The 17,691-nt window shown below is 62.3% G+C and carries 15 protein-coding genes; 9 read left to right on the top strand and 6 right to left on the bottom strand.

All coding sequences use genetic code 11. The annotated features are described in order from the left end of the window. Positions 1 to 19 precede the first annotated feature (19 nt). The 8 genes from lrp (at position 20) to miaE (ending at position 10,206) form a co-directional block, all read left to right on the top strand. Positions 20 to 511 carry a leucine-responsive transcriptional regulator Lrp gene (gene lrp, locus OKC44_RS17345; RefSeq protein ID WP_005300047.1) on the top strand — a complete coding sequence of 164 codons (492 nt, stop codon included), beginning with the start codon at positions 20 to 22 and terminating at the stop codon, positions 509 to 511. Positions 512 to 712: 201 nt separating this feature from the next. Beyond that, on the top strand, positions 713 to 3,235 hold the full coding sequence (locus OKC44_RS17340; protein ID WP_201354157.1) for a DNA translocase FtsK: 2,523 nt from the start codon (positions 713 to 715) through the stop codon (positions 3,233 to 3,235). Between the two features lie 77 nt (positions 3,236 to 3,312). Beyond that, on the top strand, positions 3,313 to 3,921 hold the full coding sequence (gene lolA, locus OKC44_RS17335) for an outer membrane lipoprotein chaperone LolA (RefSeq protein ID WP_042066569.1): 609 nt from the start codon (positions 3,313 to 3,315) through the stop codon (positions 3,919 to 3,921). Positions 3,922 to 4,073: 152 nt separating this feature from the next. Then, positions 4,074 to 5,411, top strand: a complete 1,338-nt coding sequence (locus OKC44_RS17330) for a replication-associated recombination protein A (protein ID WP_270814309.1) — start codon at positions 4,074 to 4,076, stop codon at positions 5,409 to 5,411. Positions 5,412 to 5,750: 339 nt separating this feature from the next. After that, positions 5,751 to 7,046 carry a serine--tRNA ligase gene (serS, locus tag OKC44_RS17325; protein WP_011705744.1) on the top strand — a complete coding sequence of 432 codons (1,296 nt, stop codon included), beginning with the start codon at positions 5,751 to 5,753 and terminating at the stop codon, positions 7,044 to 7,046. Between the two features lie 186 nt (positions 7,047 to 7,232). Next, complete coding sequence (locus tag OKC44_RS17320; protein ID WP_011705745.1) at positions 7,233 to 7,721, top strand: CvpA family protein; 489 nt, start codon at positions 7,233 to 7,235, stop codon at positions 7,719 to 7,721. A 21-nt stretch (positions 7,722 to 7,742) separates the two neighbouring features. Next, positions 7,743 to 9,263: an amidophosphoribosyltransferase gene (purF, locus tag OKC44_RS17315; protein WP_049048612.1), complete on the top strand. Its 1,521-nt coding sequence runs from the start codon at positions 7,743 to 7,745 to the stop codon at positions 9,261 to 9,263. Positions 9,264 to 9,447: 184 nt separating this feature from the next. Continuing rightward, positions 9,448 to 10,206, top strand: a complete 759-nt coding sequence (miaE, locus tag OKC44_RS17310) for a tRNA isopentenyl-2-thiomethyl-A-37 hydroxylase MiaE (RefSeq protein WP_017409658.1) — start codon at positions 9,448 to 9,450, stop codon at positions 10,204 to 10,206. Positions 10,207 to 10,360: 154 nt separating this feature from the next. Here the strand turns inward: miaE and OKC44_RS17305 are convergent, their stop codons facing one another. From OKC44_RS17305 to pspF, 6 genes are all read right to left on the bottom strand, one after another. Next, on the bottom strand, positions 10,361 to 11,146 hold the full coding sequence (locus tag OKC44_RS17305; RefSeq protein ID WP_011705748.1) for a peptide ABC transporter ATP-binding protein: 786 nt from the start codon (positions 11,144 to 11,146) through the stop codon (positions 10,361 to 10,363). Between the two features lie 55 nt (positions 11,147 to 11,201). Next, positions 11,202 to 12,200 carry a peptide ABC transporter ATP-binding protein gene (locus tag OKC44_RS17300; protein ID WP_005300065.1) on the bottom strand — a complete coding sequence of 333 codons (999 nt, stop codon included), beginning with the start codon at positions 12,198 to 12,200 and terminating at the stop codon, positions 11,202 to 11,204. After that, on the bottom strand, positions 12,200 to 13,093 hold the full coding sequence (locus tag OKC44_RS17295; RefSeq protein ID WP_011705750.1) for an ABC transporter permease subunit: 894 nt from the start codon (positions 13,091 to 13,093) through the stop codon (positions 12,200 to 12,202). The genes OKC44_RS17300 and OKC44_RS17295 overlap by 1 nt, the downstream gene beginning before the upstream one ends. Positions 13,094 to 13,128: 35 nt before the next feature. Further along, positions 13,129 to 14,088, bottom strand: a complete 960-nt coding sequence (locus tag OKC44_RS17290; protein WP_011705751.1) for an ABC transporter permease — start codon at positions 14,086 to 14,088, stop codon at positions 13,129 to 13,131. A 2-nt stretch (positions 14,089 to 14,090) separates the two neighbouring features. Then, positions 14,091 to 15,686, bottom strand: coding sequence for an ABC transporter substrate-binding protein SapA (gene sapA, locus OKC44_RS17285; protein ID WP_162517119.1), 1,596 nt, complete (start codon positions 15,684 to 15,686; stop codon positions 14,091 to 14,093). 90 nt (positions 15,687 to 15,776) lie between these two features. Beyond that, complete coding sequence (gene pspF / locus OKC44_RS17280) at positions 15,777 to 16,811, bottom strand: phage shock protein operon transcriptional activator (protein ID WP_168754881.1); 1,035 nt, start codon at positions 16,809 to 16,811, stop codon at positions 15,777 to 15,779. A gap of 196 nt (positions 16,812 to 17,007) precedes the next feature. Here pspF and pspA point away from each other — a divergent pair, with 196 nt between their 5' ends. Continuing rightward, entirely contained in the window at positions 17,008 to 17,688 is a 681-nt protein-coding gene (gene pspA / locus OKC44_RS17275) for a phage shock protein PspA (RefSeq protein WP_270814306.1), read from the top strand. Positions 17,689 to 17,691: the final 3 nt, after the last annotated feature.

The following is a 17,691-nucleotide window of genomic DNA, read 5'->3' as shown; positions in this document are numbered from 1 at the left end:
TAGCCAAAGGATGGAATAAATGATGGAAGCTAAGAGTCGGCTAAAGGATTTGGACAGGATTGACCGCAACATTCTGAATGAGCTGCAAAAGGATGGCAGAATTTCGAACGTTGAGTTGTCCAAACGAGTTGGCCTGAGTCCTACACCGTGTCTGGAACGGGTTCGTCGCCTCGAGCGACAAGGGTATATCGAAGGGTATGCCGCCATTCTGAACCCTCATTATCTGGACGCGTCTCTGCTGGTATTCGTGGAAATTACCCTCAATCGCGGTGCCCCCGATGTGTTTGAACAGTTCAACAAGGCTGTTCAGGTGCTCGAGGAGATCCAGGAGTGCCATCTGGTCTCCGGCGATTTCGACTATCTGCTCAAGACCCGAGTCAGCGACATGTCGGCCTATCGCCGTCTGCTGGGGGAAACCCTGCTGCGTCTGCCCGGTGTCAACGACACTCGCACCTATGTGGTGATGGAAGAGGTCAAACAGAGCAGTCGTCTGGTGATCAGCACCCGTTGAGTCGGGTTATGCTGTGGCTTGCCAGCCTTGCGACAAGTCACGACATTCAGAAACGAGCGGCCGGTCCGCTCGTTTCTTCTTATCGAGTCGGTTGTGAATATGGCCGCCACGCCAGGCACTGGCTGACAACCGGTGGGCTTTTCAGGGATACTAGGCCCCCTTATCCCCCTGCATTACATGTTTTCAGAAAGGAGCCGGAGTTTGGCCGATAAAAAGCTGTTTACTCCTTTATCAGGTACACAACGGATCTTCGAAGCCGTCTTGATCGCCATCACTCTGATGGCTGCCTATCTCTTGCTTGCCCTGTTGTCCTACCACCCCGCCGATCCCGGTTGGTCCCAGACCTCCTGGCAAGGGGAGGTGAAAAACCTCGCCGGCAGCGCGGGGGCCTGGCTCGCCGACATCACCATGTTTACCTTCGGGGCGTTTTCCTATCTGGTTCCCCCCCTGGTCGTGCTGCTGGGCTGGAGCCTGTTCTGGCGTCCAAGCCGGCTGCTCGATGTGGACTACCTCACCCTGTCGGTGCGCATCGTCGGTTTCGTGCTGACCGTGCTCGGCATGTCCGCCATCGCCAGCATGAACTTCAATGATCTGCAGAATTTTTCCGCCGGCGGCCTGGTGGGGGACGTGATCTCCTCCGCCGTGGTGCCGCTGTTTGGCGGGGTCGGTGCCAACCTGATGCTGCTCTGCTTCGTGGCCACCGGCATCACCCTGTTCACCGGCTGGTCCTGGCTGACCATCGTCGAGCGGATCGGCGCCGCCTGCACCGGTTCGGTCAGCGCCGTTTACCATTTTCCCACCACCCTCGGCCGCTGGCTGACCGGTGGCTGGCGCCAGCCTCGCGTTGAGGGGCCGGATCCCTTGCTGGAAGGGGGCGTGGGTGCCATCGAACTCGATGACGAGGAAGATGAACCGCACTCCAGCTGGACCCGTCGTCCCAAGGAGAAGGCCGCTGCCAAGAGCCAGAAGGCCAAGTCTGATGAGTGGCTGCCCGAGCTTGACGAGGATACCTTCCAGTTCGACCCGCAGTTTGACGATGAAGATGACGAGCCGACTCCCGTGGCAAAGGCCAAGCGTGCCGCCACCAACGGTGCCCGTCGTCAGCCTGCCCTGGTGACGGCCGATGACGAGGACGATGATCTGGATCTGCCCTGGGCAGAAGGGGATGAAGAGGCGCCAGCGCCGGCGGCTCCCACGCCCGGCAAGCCCAAGCGCCGCCTGCAACCTGGGCTGCCCCCCTTGCCGAGCATCGAGTTGCTGGACCGTCCGCCTGCCAAGACCCAGATGATGAGCAAGGACGAGCTGGAGCGCATGGGCCGGCTGGTGGAGGCGAAACTGGCCGATTACAACGTGCAGGCTAAGGTGGTGGGCGTCTATCCGGGCCCCGTCATCACCCGTTTCGAACTGGATCTGGCGCCTGGCATGAAGGCGAGCAAGATCACCAACCTCTCCCGCGATCTGGCCCGCTCTCTGTCGGCCAGCAGCGTGCGGGTGGTGGAAGTGATCCCGGGCAAGACGTTCGTCGGGATCGAGCTGCCCAACCGGGTGCGTCAGACTGTCTACCTGCGCGAGACCCTCGACTGCGACGCCTTCCGCGACAGCCGCAACCCGCTCACCATGGGGTTGGGTCAGGACATCGCCGGCGAACCCGTGGTGGTGAACCTCGCCAAGATGCCCCACCTGCTGGTGGCCGGTACCACCGGCTCCGGTAAGTCGGTGGGGGTGAACACCATGATCATCTCCATGCTCTACAAGTCGACGCCGGACGATCTGCGCTTCATCATGATCGACCCCAAGATGCTGGAGCTGTCGGTCTACGAGGGGATCCCTCATCTGCTGACCGAGGTGGTGACCGACATGAAGGACGCCGCCAACGCCCTGCGCTGGTGCGTGGGCGAGATGGAGCGTCGCTATAAGCTGATGTCGGCGGTCGGGGTGCGCAACCTCAAGGGCTACAACGACAAGGTGCTGGCGGCCATCGAGGAGGGCGAACCCCTGCTGGATCCGCTGTGGCGTCCGGGCGACTCCATGGATCAGATGCCGCCTGAGCTGGAAAAACTGCCCCACATCGTGGTGGTGGTGGACGAGTTTGCCGACATGATGATGATCGTCGGCAAGAAGGTGGAGGAGCTGATCGCCCGTATCGCCCAGAAGGCGCGGGCGGCCGGTATTCACCTGATCCTCGCGACCCAGCGTCCGTCGGTGGATGTCATTACCGGTCTTATCAAGGCCAACATCCCGACCCGTATCTCGTTCCAGGTATCGAGCAAGATCGACTCCCGTACCATCATCGATCAGGGCGGCGCGGAATCCCTGCTCGGCATGGGCGACATGCTCTACATGCCGGCCGGTACCTCCAACCCGACCCGGGTGCACGGCGCCTTTGTCGATGACCACGAGGTGCACAAGGTGGTGGCGGACTGGAAACTGCGCGGCGAGCCGAACTACATCGAGGAGATCCTCTCCGGTGAATCCGGCGGCGAGGGCGGCAGCGGCGAATATGGCGGTGGTGACGACGAAGAGCTCGACCCCCTGTTCGACGAGGCGGTGGCCTTCGTGGTGGAGTCGCGCCGCGGCTCGACCTCCAGCGTGCAGCGCAAGTTCAAGATTGGTTACAACCGGGCGGCCCGTCTCATCGAGCAGATGGAAAACCAGGGCATCGTCAGCGCCCCGGGCGGCAATGGTCAGCGCGACGTGCTGGCCCCGCCACCGGTACGGGACTAAGCCTCACCCCTCTATCATCCTGGCCATGCCCCCTGCGGGCGTGGCCTTTTATCGAGATAGCCGTTATGAAAAGCATGATGAAAAAACAACTGTTGATGGGCACTGTGCTGCTGGTTGCCAGCAGCCAGGTGTGGGCCGATGCGGCCAGCGATCTCAAGCAGAAGCTGGCGGGGGTGAGCCTCTTCTCCGCCAAGTTTGCCCAGACCGTCTATGACAGCAAGGGCAAGGAGCTGCAGCGCGCCGGCGGTGATCTGCTGGTACAGCGCCCCAATCGCTTCAACTGGCACACCACCTCGCCGGACGAGAGCCTGATCGTGGCCGATGGCAAGGATGTCTGGGTCTATGATCCCTTCGTCGAGCAGGTGACCGCCCTCAAGATGAAGGATGCGGTGCTCAACACCCCCTTCGTGCTGATCGCCGGTAACGACAACAGCCTCTGGAAGAACTATGACGTGACCCAGGAAGGGGATGTTTACACCGTCACCAGTCGCAACCAGGACGAGCTGATCGCCTCCTTCCGCATCACCTTCGACAGGCAGAACAACATCAGCCGCTTTGACGTGAAAGAGGCCCAGGGCCAGTGGAGCGAGTTCACCCTGAGCAACTTCAACCGCAAGCCGGTGCTCAAGGGCAACGAATTTGTCTTCAAGACGCCTGCGGGGGTCGCGCTGGACGACCAGCGCTGATGAGCCGGCGGTCGCTGGATTTCTGGTCAGCCCGTCTGCCAATGGCGATGGGCGTGACGCTGGGGGGCAATACAGATGAGTAACCCCTTATTGGATGTCTGGTCTGGCCGTTTTTCCATGGCGGTATGCGTGATACTGAACGGTCAATACAGATGAGCAACTTGTCGCTGGATTTCTCGTCGGACTTTCGTCCATTGGCGGCCCGGATGCGGCCGCAAACCCTCGAGCAGTACATAGGTCAGCAACATATCCTGGGGCCTGACAAGCCCCTGCGCAAAGCGATCCTGGCCGGCCACTGCCACTCCATGATCCTGTGGGGGCCTCCCGGCACCGGCAAGACCACGCTGGCCGAGCTGATGGCGCATTACTGCCAGGCCGAGGTCGAGCGCCTCTCGGCGGTCACCTCCGGCATCAAGGAGATCCGGGCCGCCATCGACAAGGCCAAGGAGAACAGCTGGCGCGGGGTGCGTACCATCCTGTTCGTGGACGAGGTGCACCGTTTCAACAAGAGCCAGCAGGATGTGTTCCTGCCTCACATCGAAGATGGCACCATCACCTTCATCGGCGCCACCACCGAAAACCCCTCCTTCGAACTCAACAACGCGCTGCTCTCCCGGGCCCGGGTCTATCTGCTCAAGCGACTGGAGGAGGAGGACATCCTCACCCTGATCGATCAGGCGATGCTGGACGCTCGCGGGCTCAATGATCCGGCGCTGACCTTCGCCCCCGGGGTGAAGGAGGCGCTGGCCAAGGCAGTGGATGGAGACGGGCGCAAGTCCCTCAACTACCTGGAGCTGCTGGCCGACATGGCCGAGCCCGACGGCTGCGGCCACAAGCTGATCGATAGCACCCTGCTGGCCGCCGTGGTGGGGGAGCACGTGGCGCGCTTCGACAAGGGGGGGGATCACTTCTACGACCTCATCTCGGCGGTGCACAAATCCATTCGCGGCTCGGCGCCGGATGCGGCGCTCTACTGGTATGCCCGTATGGTGAGTGCCGGTTGCGATCCGCTCTATATTGCCCGCCGGCTGTTGGCCATCGCCTCCGAGGACGTGGGCAACGCGGATCCCCGTGCCATGCAGGTGGCGCTCTCGGCCTGGGACTGTTTCCACCGCATCGGACCGGCGGAAGGGGAGCGGGCCATCGCCCAGGCGATTGTCTACCTCGCCTGCGCGCCCAAGAGCAATGCGGTCTACACCGCCTGGAAGGCGGCGCTTCACGATGCCAAGAACCTGCCGGACTTCGAGGTGCCGCCGCACCTGCGCAACGCACCGACCAAGCTGATGAGCGAGCTGGGCTATGGCGCCGAGTACCGTTACGCCCACGACGAGCCAGGTGCCTATGCCGCCGGCGAGCAGTACTTCCCGCCCGAGCTGGCCGGCAAGCAGTACTATCAGCCCACTGATCGCGGTCTTGAGAAGCAGATTGGCCAGAAGCTCGACTATCTGCATGAACTGGATCGGCAGAGCCCGCGGCAACGGGACAAATAGTGATGCAATGGCGGCTGGTAGCGAGCCTCTCCCGGGTCTGTCTTGCCGGGTTGCGCGTTAATTGGTCAGCCGATTTGATCCAGGTCGTCATCCCCCGGAAAACAGGGCAAAACGGGCGCAATAGTCCCTGTTCGGGCGGGGGGGCGGTCTGATACACTGGCCCTCTGACCCCGCTTGTCTTGGCCTGGTGCCATCTTCTTGATTTCGAAGGCCTGCTCACCATAGGCCCGATTCTGAAAGACGACAGGGGTGCGCCAACCGATGTTAACTTCCGGATCTGTTTTCCAGCCCGTCATGATGACTCAGGCCCAGATCCCATTTTAAAAAAGTAGGTAAACCATGCTGGATCCCAAATATCTGCGCAGCGATATCGCCGAAGCTGCCGCTCGTCTGGCGACACGTGGCTACGTTCTGGACGTAGCGGCTGTCAATGCTCTGGAAGAGAAACGCAAGGATCTGCAGTCCCGTACCCAGGAGCTGCAGGCCGAGCGCAACGCCCGCTCCAAATCCATCGGTGAGGCTGCCCGTCGTGGCGAAGATGTTGCCCCGCTCAAGGCCGAGGTCACCAAGATCAACGAAGAGCTCGAGACCAGCAAGGTCGAGCTGGATGCCCTGCTGGCCGAGCTGAAGGTCATCGCAGATGCCATCCCCAACCTGCCGAGCGACACCACCCCGGTTGGTCGTGACGAGAACGACAACGTGGAAGTGCGCCGCTGGGGCACCCCGCGCGAGTTCAGCTTCCCGGTACGCGATCACATCGATCTGGGTGAAGCGGCCAAGGGCGTTGACTTCAAGAACGGCGTCAAGCTCTCCGGCTCCCGCTTCGTGGTGATGAAGGGCCAGATTGCCCGTCTGCACCGCGCCCTGGCCCAGTTCATGCTGGACCTGCATACCCTGCAGCACGGTTACACCGAGTGCTACGTGCCCTATCTGGTCAACCCGGACAGCCTGTACGGCACCGGCCAGCTGCCGAAGTTCTCCCAGGACCTGTTCAATACCGGCATCGACGGCGAAGGGGAAGAAGAGGGCAAGGTTCGCAAGTTCTCCCTGATCCCGACCTCCGAAGTGCCGCTCACCAACATGGCCCGCGACGAGATCTTTGACGAGCAGGAACTGCCCATCAAGATGACCGCCCACAGCCCCTGCTTCCGTTCCGAAGCCGGCTCCTACGGTCGTGACACCCGTGGCCTCATCCGCATGCACCAGTTCGACAAGGTCGAGATGGTCCAGCTGGTGCACCCGGAGAAATCCTGGGAAGCGCTGGAAGAGATGGCGGGTCACGCCGAGAAGGTGCTGCAGCTGCTGGAGCTGCCGTATCGCGTGATGGCGCTCTCCACTGGTGACATGGGCTTCTGCGCGGCCAAGACCTACGATCTGGAAGTGTGGCTGCCGGCCCAGAACACCTACCGCGAGATCTCCTCCGTCTCCAACTGCACCGACTTCCAGGCGCGCCGCATGCAGGCTCGTGTGCGCATCGATGGCAAGCCGCAGCTGCTGCACACCCTGAATGGCTCCGGCCTGGCAGTGGGTCGCACCCTGGTGGCGGTGATCGAGAACTACCAGCAGGAAGACGGCCGCATCGCCATTCCGGCGGCGCTGCAATCCTACATGGGCGGCCTGACCCACATCGGGTAAGCGCTCATTGCAGACGACAACGCCATGGCATGCCATGGCGTTGTGCATTCTGGCGTCGGTCAACCGTTTCAATGGGCCGTGAATGCGCTGGTTCGCCGCCTGTTTGAACCGTTAACACATTTTTATCAAGCATTGCGCAATCGTTTTTGTTAGACTGCGCCGCAATTTCGCAGGACATCTTTTTCTATGGTCTGGATTGATTACGCCATCATCGGCATCGTCGGTTTCTCTGCTCTCATCAGCCTGGTGCGCGGCTTCGTCAAGGAGGCCATGTCCCTTGTCACCTGGTTCGTCGCCTTCTTCATCGCCAGCCATTTCTATTCGGATCTCGCCATCTACTTCACCTCGTTCAGCGACCCGCTGGTGCGCAACGGCCTGGCCATCGCCGCCCTGTTCGTGGCGACCCTGATCCTCGGCAGCGTGGTGAACTACGTGGTGGGGCTGCTGGTGGACAAGACGGGGCTGTCCGGGACCGATCGGGTGCTTGGCATCTGTTTTGGCGCTATTCGCGGGGTACTGATCGTCAGTGCCCTGCTTTTTTTCATGGATACCTTCACCAACCTCTCCCAGAGCGACTGGTGGACGGCGTCCAAGCTGGTGCCCGAGTTCAAGCCGGTCATCCAGTGGTTTTTCGGGTTCATGCTGAACTCATCGAGTTTTCTTAAACAGGTATAGTGACTTCGAGGTAGCAAAGACATGTGTGGTATTGTCGGTATAGTTGGCACCACCCCCGTCAATCAGGCCCTCTACGACGCCTTGACGGTGTTGCAGCACAGGGGACAGGATGCCGCCGGGATCGTGACCATTGACAGTGGAAACTTCCGGCAACGCAAGGCCAACGGCCTGGTGAAGGACGTGTTTGAAGTGCGTCACATGCAGCGCTTGAAAGGGCATATCGGCATAGGACATGTCAGATATCCCACCGCAGGCAGCTCCAGTGCCGCTGAAGCCCAACCTTTTTACGTGAACTCCCCCTACGGCATGGTGCTGGCCCACAACGGCAACCTCACCAACGCCAAGGAGCTCAAGGAGCAGCAGTTCAAGGTGGCCCGTCGCCACATCAACACCACCTCGGACTCCGAGGTGCTGCTGAACGTGCTGGCGCACGAGCTGGATCGCTGTGACAAGATGGCGCTGCGCCCGGAAGACATCTTCTCGGCGGTGCGCAAGGTGCACCAGCAGATCCGCGGTGCCTATGCCGTGGTTTCCCTGGTGATCGGCCACGGTCTCATCGGTTTTCGCGACCCCAACGGCATTCGCCCGCTGATCCTCGGCCGCCGGGTCGACGAGCAGGGGCAGGTGGAGTACATGCTTGCCTCCGAGAGCGTGGCGCTTGACGCCATCGGTTTCGAGACGGTGCGCGACGTCGCGCCGGGGGAGGCCATCTACATCACCGAGCAGGGCCAGCTCTTCTCCGAGCAGTGTGCGGAGAACCCGCAGATGAGCTCCTGCATCTTCGAATACGTCTACTTCGCTCGCCCTGATTCGTGCATCGACAAGGTGTCGGTCTACGCCGCCCGCCTCAACATGGGTCGCAAGCTGGGCCAGAAGATTGCCCGCGAGTGGGAAGATCTCGACGTGGACGTGGTCATCCCCATCCCCGAGACCTCCTGCGACGTGGCGCTGGAGATCGCCCACACCCTGGACTTGCCGTACCGTCAGGGCTTCGTGAAGAACCGCTACATCGGCCGTACCTTCATCATGCCGGGCCAGACCCAGCGCAAGAAGTCGGTGCGCCGCAAGCTCAATGCCATCAGCTCCGAGTTCAAGGGCAAGAAGGTGTTGCTGGTGGATGATTCCATCGTGCGCGGGACCACTTCCGAGCAGATCATCCAGATGGCCCGTGAAGCGGGGGCAGCCAAGGTCTACTTCGCCTCGGCGGCGCCGGAAATTCGCTTCCCCAACGTCTACGGCATCGACATGCCCACCGCCAACGAGCTGATCGCCCACGGCCGGGAAGTGGAAGAGGTGTGCAAGCTGATTGGCGCCGACGGCCTCATCTTCCAGGATCTGGAAGATCTGGAAGCGGCGGTGCGGGAGATCAACCCCGAGCTGCGCCACTTCGAAACCTCGGTGTTCAACGGCCATTACGTCACCTCCGACGTGGATCAATCCTACCTCGACCACCTCAACGCCATGCGCAGCGATGACAACAAGGCGGTGCGCGAGTGGCAGGAAGGCACCAGCAACCTGGAAATTTTTAACGAAGGCAGTTAAACGTTTTCCACGCTGGGGTGTTGCAACGAGATGGGGGCCTTGGCCCCCATTGTTGTTTCCGCTCGCCGAAAAGGGCCCGCATCTGCTTGAAAAAGCAGCGTTTGTACCCGTAGCTATGGGCAGTGGCGGCGGGATCCGCTAGCATGGTCCGCCGCCGTATCAACCCGAACAGACGAGAATTCAGATGGATGACCTGCTAGCCCCTGTGCGCCAGTTTTTGCACTGCGAGACCCCGGATGCGTGGATCGAGATGGCGCGGGATCCCGCCTGGTTGCCGACCCTGCTCATCGATCACGCCAACTGCGAAAACAAGGCCGCGCTGACCGCCCACAGCCTGGTGCGCCGCTACTGCCTGCCCAAGGGCAAGCGTCATCTGCTGCCCAAGCTGGAGTTCTATCGGGAGCTGGATGCCATCCCGGAGAAGGCCGAGATCCTGGGCAAGCGCAGCATGGGGGAGTCTGATCGCACCGTGTTCGAGGAGCTGTCCCGCAATCCGCTGCTGTTTCCCATGGTGCGGCTCATTCAGGAGGAGCTGCATCACTTCGAGCAGGTGCTGGAGATCATGCAGGCCCGCGACATTCCCTATGGCCCGGTGACCGCCTCCCGCTATGCCCGCAACCTGATGCAGCATGTGCGCACCCACGAACCCGCCACCATCGTCGACAAGCTGATCATCGGCGCCTATATCGAGGCACGCTCCTGCGAGCGTTTTGCCAAGCTGGCACCCCATCTGGACGAGGAGCTGGGCCGTTTCTACGTCTCCTTGCTGCGCTCCGAGGCGCGCCACTACCAGGACTATCTGGCGCTGGCCGAGCAATATGCGGGGGAGGATATCAGTGAACGGGTGGCCTTCTTCGGCCAGGTGGAGGCGGAGCTGATCCGCTCGCCGGATCCGCAGTTCCGGTTCCATAGCGGTCTTCCTGTCAGATCTGACAGTTGTTGATGGGCAGGGCGCTGCCTACCATTGCAGCGTTCCTACTACGAGCGACGCATTCATTTTTGAGCGCAATTCCCGGCCTCTGAGCCGGGATTTTTTTGTCTCTTTTTCAGGCGCGATAACGGCGGGCAAGGGCCGGCGGCGAGCCGCCGGGCGCGGATCAGCGGCGGTATTCGTTGTTGTAGTTCTGGATAAGGCGCCGGGTCACCTCGTGCTGGGGATCGGCGAACACCTTGAGGGTCTTGCCGCGCTCCACCACCCGCCCTTCGTGCATCACCAGCACCTCGTCGCTGATGTGGCTCACCACCCCCAGATCGTTGGCCACCAGCACATAGCTCAGCCCCATGGTCTCCTGCATCTCCAGCAGCAGGTTGATGATCTGGGAGCGCACCGAGATATCCAGGGTAGAGAGCGCCTCGTCGGCCACCACGATCTTGGGGTTGAGGATCAGCGCCCGTGCCAGCGCCACCCGCTGCTGCTGACCGGCGGAGAGCATCTGCGGATAGAAGAGGGCGTGGTCCGCCAGCATGCCTACCATGCGCAGAGTCTGCACCACCTTGTCGCGGCGCTCCTCCTCGGTCATCTCGGTGTTGAGGCGCAGCGGCGTCTCCAGGATCTGGCCGACCCGGATCTTGCGGTTGAGGGAGGAGTTGGGGTCCTGGAAGATCATCCGCAGCAGCTTGCAGCGGGTCTGATAATCGCCGTGGATCATCGGCTGCCCCTCGATGGCGATCTCGCCACCGCTCGGCTCTATCATGCCCGCCAGAATGCGGGCCAGGGTGCTCTTGCCGGAGCCAGCCTCGCCGACGATGGCCAGGGTCTGGCCCACCTCGAGATCAAAGGAGAGCGGCTTGATGGCTTCCACCGCCCGGCGTCGAAACAGGCCGGTGCGGTTCTGATAGGTCTTGCACAGGCCCCTGACCTGCAACAGGGAGGGTTCGATCACTGTCCTGGCTCCTTGGTGAGAGGGCATGCTGCCACGCTCTGATACGGGATTGAATTCACTTTTTGGGCTCTTCCATGTTCAACGGGAAGTGGCAGCTGAACTGGTGCCCCTTGATCTTGCTCATCAGCGGGGTCTGCACGCATTGCTTCTGGGCGTAGGGGCAGCGGGGGCCGAGCCGGCAACCGATGGGCAGGTGCTGCAGCGGCGGAATGACGCCGGGCAGGGTTTCCAGGCGCGACTTGTGGCGCACCAGCTTGTCAAAGTCGGGGATCGACTTGAGCAGCGCATCGGTATAGGGGTGGTGCGGCGTCTCCAGGATCTGCTCCCGGGTGCCCACCTCCACCATCTGGCCGCAATACATCACGTTGATGGTGTCGGTCAGGTTGGCGATGGCGGCGATGTCGTTGCTGATGATGAGGATGGTGGTGTTGCCCAGCTTGTTCATCTTGTCCAGCAGCCGCAGGATCTGCGAATGGGTGGTGGACTCCATGGCGCTGGTGGGCTCGTCCGCCACCAGCAGGCGCGGCTGGTTGGCGATGGCCATGGCGATCATCACCTTCTGGCACATGCCGTCCGACAGCTCGTGAGGGTAGGCCCGCATCACCTTGCGGTGATCCTTGACGCCGACCCGGTGCAGCAAGGCGATGGCCTTCTTCTTGCGCCACTGGAAGCGCTGCCAGAACTGCCCTTCGAACGAGTCGGTCGGGATCGCCTCTTCCAGCTGGGTGCCGATCTCCTCGGAAGGATCGAGACAGCTGATGGGGTCCTGGAAGATCATGGCGATCTCGCGGCCCATGATGCGGCGCCGCTCGCGGGGCGCCATGGTCAGCAAGTCCATGTCGTTGAAGCGCATCCGGTCGGCGCGCACCGTCCAGTTGTCCTTCTGGATGCCGACGATCACCTTGGCCACCAGGCTCTTGCCGGAGCCGGATTCGCCCACCAGGCCGCGGATCTCCCCCTCGGCCAGGGTCAGGCTCACCTTGTCTACCGCCTTGACCTTGCCCTGCGGGGTGTCGATCTCGATGGTGAGGTTGCGTATATCGAGCAGAGGCATTAGTCGTTCCCCTCTTTGAGTGCTTCGCGAATGCCTTCACCTACTAGATTGGTGACCAGCACGCTGAACAGGATGGCCATGCCCGGCAGGGTCACGGTCCAGGGGGCGAGATAGATGAGATCGCTCGAGTCGGCCAGCATGGCGCCCCATTCCGGTTGTGGTGACTGGGCGCCGAGGCCGAGAAAGCCCACCGCCGAGATGTCGAGGATGGCTGCCGACAGGGTGCGGGTGGTCTGGGCCACCAGGGTCTCGACGATGTTCGGCAAAATGGCCAGCCGCATGATGCGCAAGGGGGGCGAGCCATCGAGCCGGCTAGCGATGATGTACTCCTTCTGCATCTCGGTGTGGACCGCGTTGTAGGTGGCCCGGATGAAGGGAGGGATCAGCGCCAGGGTGATGGCGATCAGGGTGTTGAACAGACCCGGCCCCAGAATGGCCACCATGATGATGGCCAGCAGCAGGGAGGGGATGGAGAGCAGGGTATCGAGCAGGTGGTGCAACACGCTCGACTTGAGCCCCTTGCTCATGCCGCCGAGGATGCCGATGGCGGTACCCGCCACCATGGCGATCACCACCACCAGCAGGGCGTTGCCAAAGGTGAACCTGGCACCCACCACCAGCCGGGAGAGGATGTCGCGCCCCAGATCGTCGGTACCGAGGAAATAATCGATGTTGCCGCTGTTGGCCCAGGAGGGAGCCAGCAGCAAGCGGGCGCTGTGCTGCTCGTCGATGCCGTAGGGCACCACCAGCGGGCCGAACAGGGTGATGAGCAGCAGGATCACGAAGCACCAGAGCCCTGCCATCGCCAGCGGATTGCGGCGATAGGAGGCCCAGGTCTGCTCCAGCGGCGAGAGGATCTTGAGCTCGGGGTAGAGGCTAGTCTTGTCTTGCATAGGATTCCTGGCTCCGGGTCATGCCATGAGCACGTTCAGTCTTGTTTTGCATAGAGTTCTTTGCGCCGCGCCGGGTAGATGATGGTGGTGAGCAGCTCGGTGCTGACGCTGATGAAGATGACGAAGCTGGCCACCACCAGGGTGGCACCGCGGATGGCGGCGTAGTCCTGCAAGGCGATGCTGTTGATGAGCCAGCGGCCGATGCCGTGCCACTCGAACACCACCTCGGTGATCATGGCGGAGGTGAGCACGCTGCCCAGTTGCAGGCCCAGCAGCGGCAGCACCGGCGGCAGGGCGTTCTTGAGGCCGTGACGCCAGACGATCTGGCGACGGGAGAGGCCGCGGCTGGCCGCCGCCTTGATGTAGTTCTGCTTCATCACGTCGATGAGGGAGCTGCGCACGTGGCGGATCACCTCGGTGGTGGGCACCACCGCCAGTACCAGCGAGGGCAGGATCAGGTGGCGCAGGGCGTCGTGCAGGGCGGCCTGGCGCCAGGGCTCGTGGCTCATCAGCACGTCGATGAGGGCGATGCCGGTGATGGAGGGCACGTCATAGAGCAGGCTGATCTGGCCGGAGGCGGGCAGCCAGCCCAGATCCAGCGAGAAGAACATCACTACCAGCAGCGCCAGCCAGAACACCGGCACCGCGTAGCCGATGAGGCCGGCGGTCATGATGGTGAGATCGAGTGGCTTGCCCTGGGAGAGGGCCGCCAGGGTGCCGAGCGGAATGCCCACCAGCAGCGAGATGGCGAAGGCTGCCACGCAGAGGATCAGGGTGGCGGGGAAGTAGTGACGGATCTCGTCCAGTACCGGCAGGCCGGAGACGCTGGAGAGGCCCAAATCTCCGTCCAGAATGCGGCGCAGGAAGTCGGGGTAGCCGCTCCAGAAGCTGGCCTGCTGGCCGATGAGGCGCACGTCCAGCAGGTAGGCGACAAAGGTCAGCGCCAGCAGGGTGATGAGCAGCAGATTGATGCGACGCAGGATATAGAGAAACATGCTTACTCCCGATAGGCCTGGTTGAAGACGGTGCCGCCAAAGGGCATCAGGGAGAGCCCCTCGATGTCGCTGCGGCTGACCTGGGTGCGCAGGGCATGGGCCAGCGGAATGAGCGGCATCTGCTCGTTGAGCAGGGTCTGGGCGTAGTAGTAGTTGCGCAGCCTGAATGCCAGCTGGGGCGTGGTCACCGCATCGTCCAGCAGCTGATCAAACGCCGGGCTGCACCAGCGGCTGTAGTTGTTGCCGCGCTCGACGGCGGCGCAGCTCAGCAGCTGGCGAAAGAAGTTGTCCGGGTCGGCGTTGTCGGCAATCCAGCCGCTGAGCAGGCTGTCGTACTGGCCCTGGGCGAGGCGGGCCTCGATGACCGGCCACTCCTGCTGCACGATTTTGAGCTTGATGCCGACCTTGGCCAGGTCGCTTCGCATCAGCTGGGCGGTTTTGAGGGCATCCGGGTTGTAGGCACGCGAGCCCGGCTGCACCAGCACTTGCATCTCGAACCCTTGCTCCAGTCCTGCCTCCTTGAGCAGCTGGCGCGCCCGCTTGAGGTCCGGCTGGCGCATCGGCAGGGAGGGGTTGTAACCCCAGGAGAGCGGCGGCAGCAGGCTGTTGGCGGGCTGGCCCGTCTCGAAATAGACCGCCTGCAGCAGGTTGTCGATGTTGATGGCACTGGCGATGGCCTGGCGCACCTGCACCTTGTTGAACGGTGCCTTGCGGGTATTGAGGGCGAGGAAGGCGACGTTCATGCCGGACTGCACCGTCAGGCTGAGGTCGGGATCCTGGTCGATCACCGACAGCTGGCTGGCGGAGGGGGTGCTCATCACGTCGCACTCGCCGGTCAGCAGCTTGGCCAGCCGCTTGGACGATTTGGGAGTGATGTCGTAGATGAGCTGCTCGATTTTGGCCTCGCCGCCCCAGTAACCGGGGTGGCGTAGGTAGCGCACATACTCGTTGTGGCGATACTCCTTGAAGCTGAACGGCCCGGTGCCCACCGGGCGGCTGTCGATGAGCCCCGGGGTGCCGGCCTTTTGCAACTGCCCGGCATACTCGGCGGAGAGTACGATGGCGTAGTCGCTGGCCAGGGTGGCGAGGAAGGAGGCATCCGGCCGGTTCAGCTCGAATACCACCTGATCCGTGCCCTTCTTGTAGACCCGCTTGATCAGCTGATCCAGCCCCAGGCTGTAGAAGTAGGGGTATTCGCCGCCGGAGACATCGTGATAGGGGTGCTGCTTGTCGAGCAGCCGCTGCCAGGTGAACACCACGTCGTCGGCGTTGAGGGGGCGCGAGGGGTTGAACCAGGGGGTGTGGTGAAAGGTGACGCCCTTGCGCAGGGTCAGGGTATAGAAGAGACCATCTTCGCTGGTGCTCCAGCGGGTGGCGAGCCCTCCCTCCAGCGCCAGGGTGTTGGGGTTCACCTCCAGCAGACGGTCGTAGAGCGGGCGCGAGCTGGCATCCAGGGTCACCCCGGAATTGGAGACCTGGGGATTGAAGGTCTGGGGCGAGCCTTCGGCACAATAGATGAGTCCCGTCCTGGACGCGTCGTCTTGTTTGTGACAACCGGTGAGCAGCACCAGCACTCCAAGCAGCAAGGGTTTGAGCATTCTCATTGTCGAACCATGTTTTTATACAAAGTTGCCGGCGACGGGGCCGGCAAGGGGTGGGTGCCGCTCTGGGGCAGGCTGCCCGGGTGATTAATCCGCATCGTTGTCACTGTCCAGCAGCTGGTATTTACGCAGCATGCCGCGGAACTGGTGATAGCTCAGGGCCAGCAGTTGAGCGGCTTTGCGCTGATTATACTGGGATTGCTGCAGTGCTTGCTTGAGTAAATTAATCTCGTAGCCCGCCACCGCCTGTTTGAGATCCAGCGGCAGGGCGGGGGAGTCCGGTGTCACCGCCGGCGTCTGTTCCAACTGGAGGGGGGCCGTGACCGCTGCCTGGGCCCGGGGGCGCCAGGGGGAATCGAACGGGTTGAGCACCAGCTCGGCCAGCGGCAACTGGGGGTTGCCCTGGCGGTAGATGCTGCGCTCCACCACGTTTTTCAGCTCCCGCACGTTGCCGGGCCAGGGGTAATCCAGCAGCAACTGGGTCGCCTTGCGCGAGAAACCGGCAAACAGCGGATAGCCGAGCTCCCGGGTCATGCCGTGGGCGAAGTGCTCCGCCAGCATCAGAATATCTTCGCGCCGCTCCCGCAGGGGGGGCAGGGTGATGACGTCGAAGGCGAGCCGGTCCAGCAGGTCGTGGCGAAACTGCCCCTTGTCGGCCAGCGCCGGCAGATCCTCGTTGGTGGCGCACACCAGTCGCACATCCACCTTGAGGGCCTTGGCGCCGCCCACCCGCTCGAACTCGCCGTACTCGATGACCCGCAGCAGTTTTTCCTGCACCCGCGCGCTGGTGGTGGCCAGTTCGTCAAGGAAGAGGGTGCCGCCGTCGGCCCGCTCGAAGCGGCCCTGGTGGCGTTTGGCGGCGCCGGTGAAAGAGCCCGCCTCGTGGCCGAACAGCTCGGTCTCCAGCAGACTCTCGCTCAAGGTGGCGCAGTTGACGGTGACAAAGCTTTGATCCCAGCGCGCCGAGAGATAATGTAAGCGGTGGGCGATGAGCTCCTTGCCGGTCCCCCGTTCGCCGATGATCAGCACGGGCTTGCGCAGCGGCGCCAGGCGGGAGGCCTGCTCAATGATCTCGAGAAATGCGTTGGATTCCCCCAACAGGCTTTCCGTGGCCGTGGTCATAGTCATCCCCGTGAATCGTTGAAAGCTGGTCAATCTTACCAAAAGTTGGTGATTCTAATCATTACTTGTGTGGTGTATCTTGAAACTCAACTTATCTGCCCCATATAAATCAACAAGTTAAATTCTGTTCCAGATTGGCACACAAGTTGCCATTGTCAATGGAGAAACAACGTATGCCAACCACAGGAGTACAATCATGAGTATTTTTTCCCGCCTGGCCGACATCATCAATTCCAACCTGACGGCCCTGCTCGACAAGGCAGAAGATCCCCAGAAGATGGTGCGCCTGATCATCCAGGAGATGGAGGACGAGCTGGTGAAGGAGCGCTCCAATCTGGCCCGCTTCCTCGCCAACCAGAAAGAGATCGGCCGCCAAGTCAGCCGCCATCAGGAGCGGGTTGCCGAGTGGCAGGGCAAGGCCGAGCTGGCCCTGAGCAAGGGACGGGAAGATCTGGCCCGCGCCGCCCTCATCGAGAAGAAAAAGCAGGCCGAGCTGGCCGACGGCCTCGAGCGTGAGCAGCAGGCGGTGGACAGCGGCATCGCCAAGCTGGGGGAGGAGATCCGTCAGCTGGAAGCCAAGCTGGAAGACGCCCGTGCCCGTCAGAAGGCGATGGCCATTCGCAGCGAAGCGGCCAGCAGCCGTCTCAACGTGCAGAGCCAGGTCGCCCGTGGCGACAGCCAGGCGGTGGTGAGCAAGTTCGAGCGCATCGAGCGTCGCATCGACGAGATGGAGGCCCGCGCCGATCTGGGACAATCCGACAAGGCGCTGGCCCAGCAGTTTGCCGAACTGGAAGCCGACGATCAGATCAGCAAAGAGCTCGAGGCCATGCGCCAGAAGCTGGGCCAGGGCGATACCACGCCGAAACAGGGGGAGTAACAG

It is taken from the genome of Aeromonas sp. S41-2, from assembly GCF_027705845.1.
Lineage (GTDB): Bacteria > Pseudomonadota > Gammaproteobacteria > Enterobacterales > Aeromonadaceae > Aeromonas > Aeromonas hydrophila.
The sequence above is the reverse complement of the archived record's forward strand: the minus strand, read 5'-3'. Positions and strand labels throughout refer to the sequence as shown.

Coding starts and splice junctions, on each gene's coding strand:
- lrp (WP_005300047.1), top strand. CDS start 20: ATGATGGAAGCTAAGAGTCGGCTAAAGGATTTGGACAGGATTGACCGC.
- OKC44_RS17320 (WP_011705745.1), top strand. CDS start 7,233: ATGGTCTGGATTGATTACGCCATCATCGGCATCGTCGGTTTCTCTGCT.
- miaE (WP_017409658.1), top strand. CDS start 9,448: ATGGATGACCTGCTAGCCCCTGTGCGCCAGTTTTTGCACTGCGAGACC.
- purF (WP_049048612.1), top strand. CDS start 7,743: ATGTGTGGTATTGTCGGTATAGTTGGCACCACCCCCGTCAATCAGGCC.
- OKC44_RS17290 (WP_011705751.1), bottom strand. CDS start 14,088: ATGTTTCTCTATATCCTGCGTCGCATCAATCTGCTGCTCATCACCCTG.
- sapA (WP_162517119.1), bottom strand. CDS start 15,686: ATGCTCAAACCCTTGCTGCTTGGAGTGCTGGTGCTGCTCACCGGTTGT.
- lolA (WP_042066569.1), top strand. CDS start 3,313: ATGAAAAAACAACTGTTGATGGGCACTGTGCTGCTGGTTGCCAGCAGC.
- OKC44_RS17330 (WP_270814309.1), top strand. CDS start 4,074: ATGAGCAACTTGTCGCTGGATTTCTCGTCGGACTTTCGTCCATTGGCG.
- serS (WP_011705744.1), top strand. CDS start 5,751: ATGCTGGATCCCAAATATCTGCGCAGCGATATCGCCGAAGCTGCCGCT.
- pspA (WP_270814306.1), top strand. CDS start 17,008: ATGAGTATTTTTTCCCGCCTGGCCGACATCATCAATTCCAACCTGACG.
- pspF (WP_168754881.1), bottom strand. CDS start 16,811: ATGACCACGGCCACGGAAAGCCTGTTGGGGGAATCCAACGCATTTCTC.
- OKC44_RS17300 (WP_005300065.1), bottom strand. CDS start 12,200: ATGCCTCTGCTCGATATACGCAACCTCACCATCGAGATCGACACCCCG.
- OKC44_RS17295 (WP_011705750.1), bottom strand. CDS start 13,093: ATGCAAGACAAGACTAGCCTCTACCCCGAGCTCAAGATCCTCTCGCCG.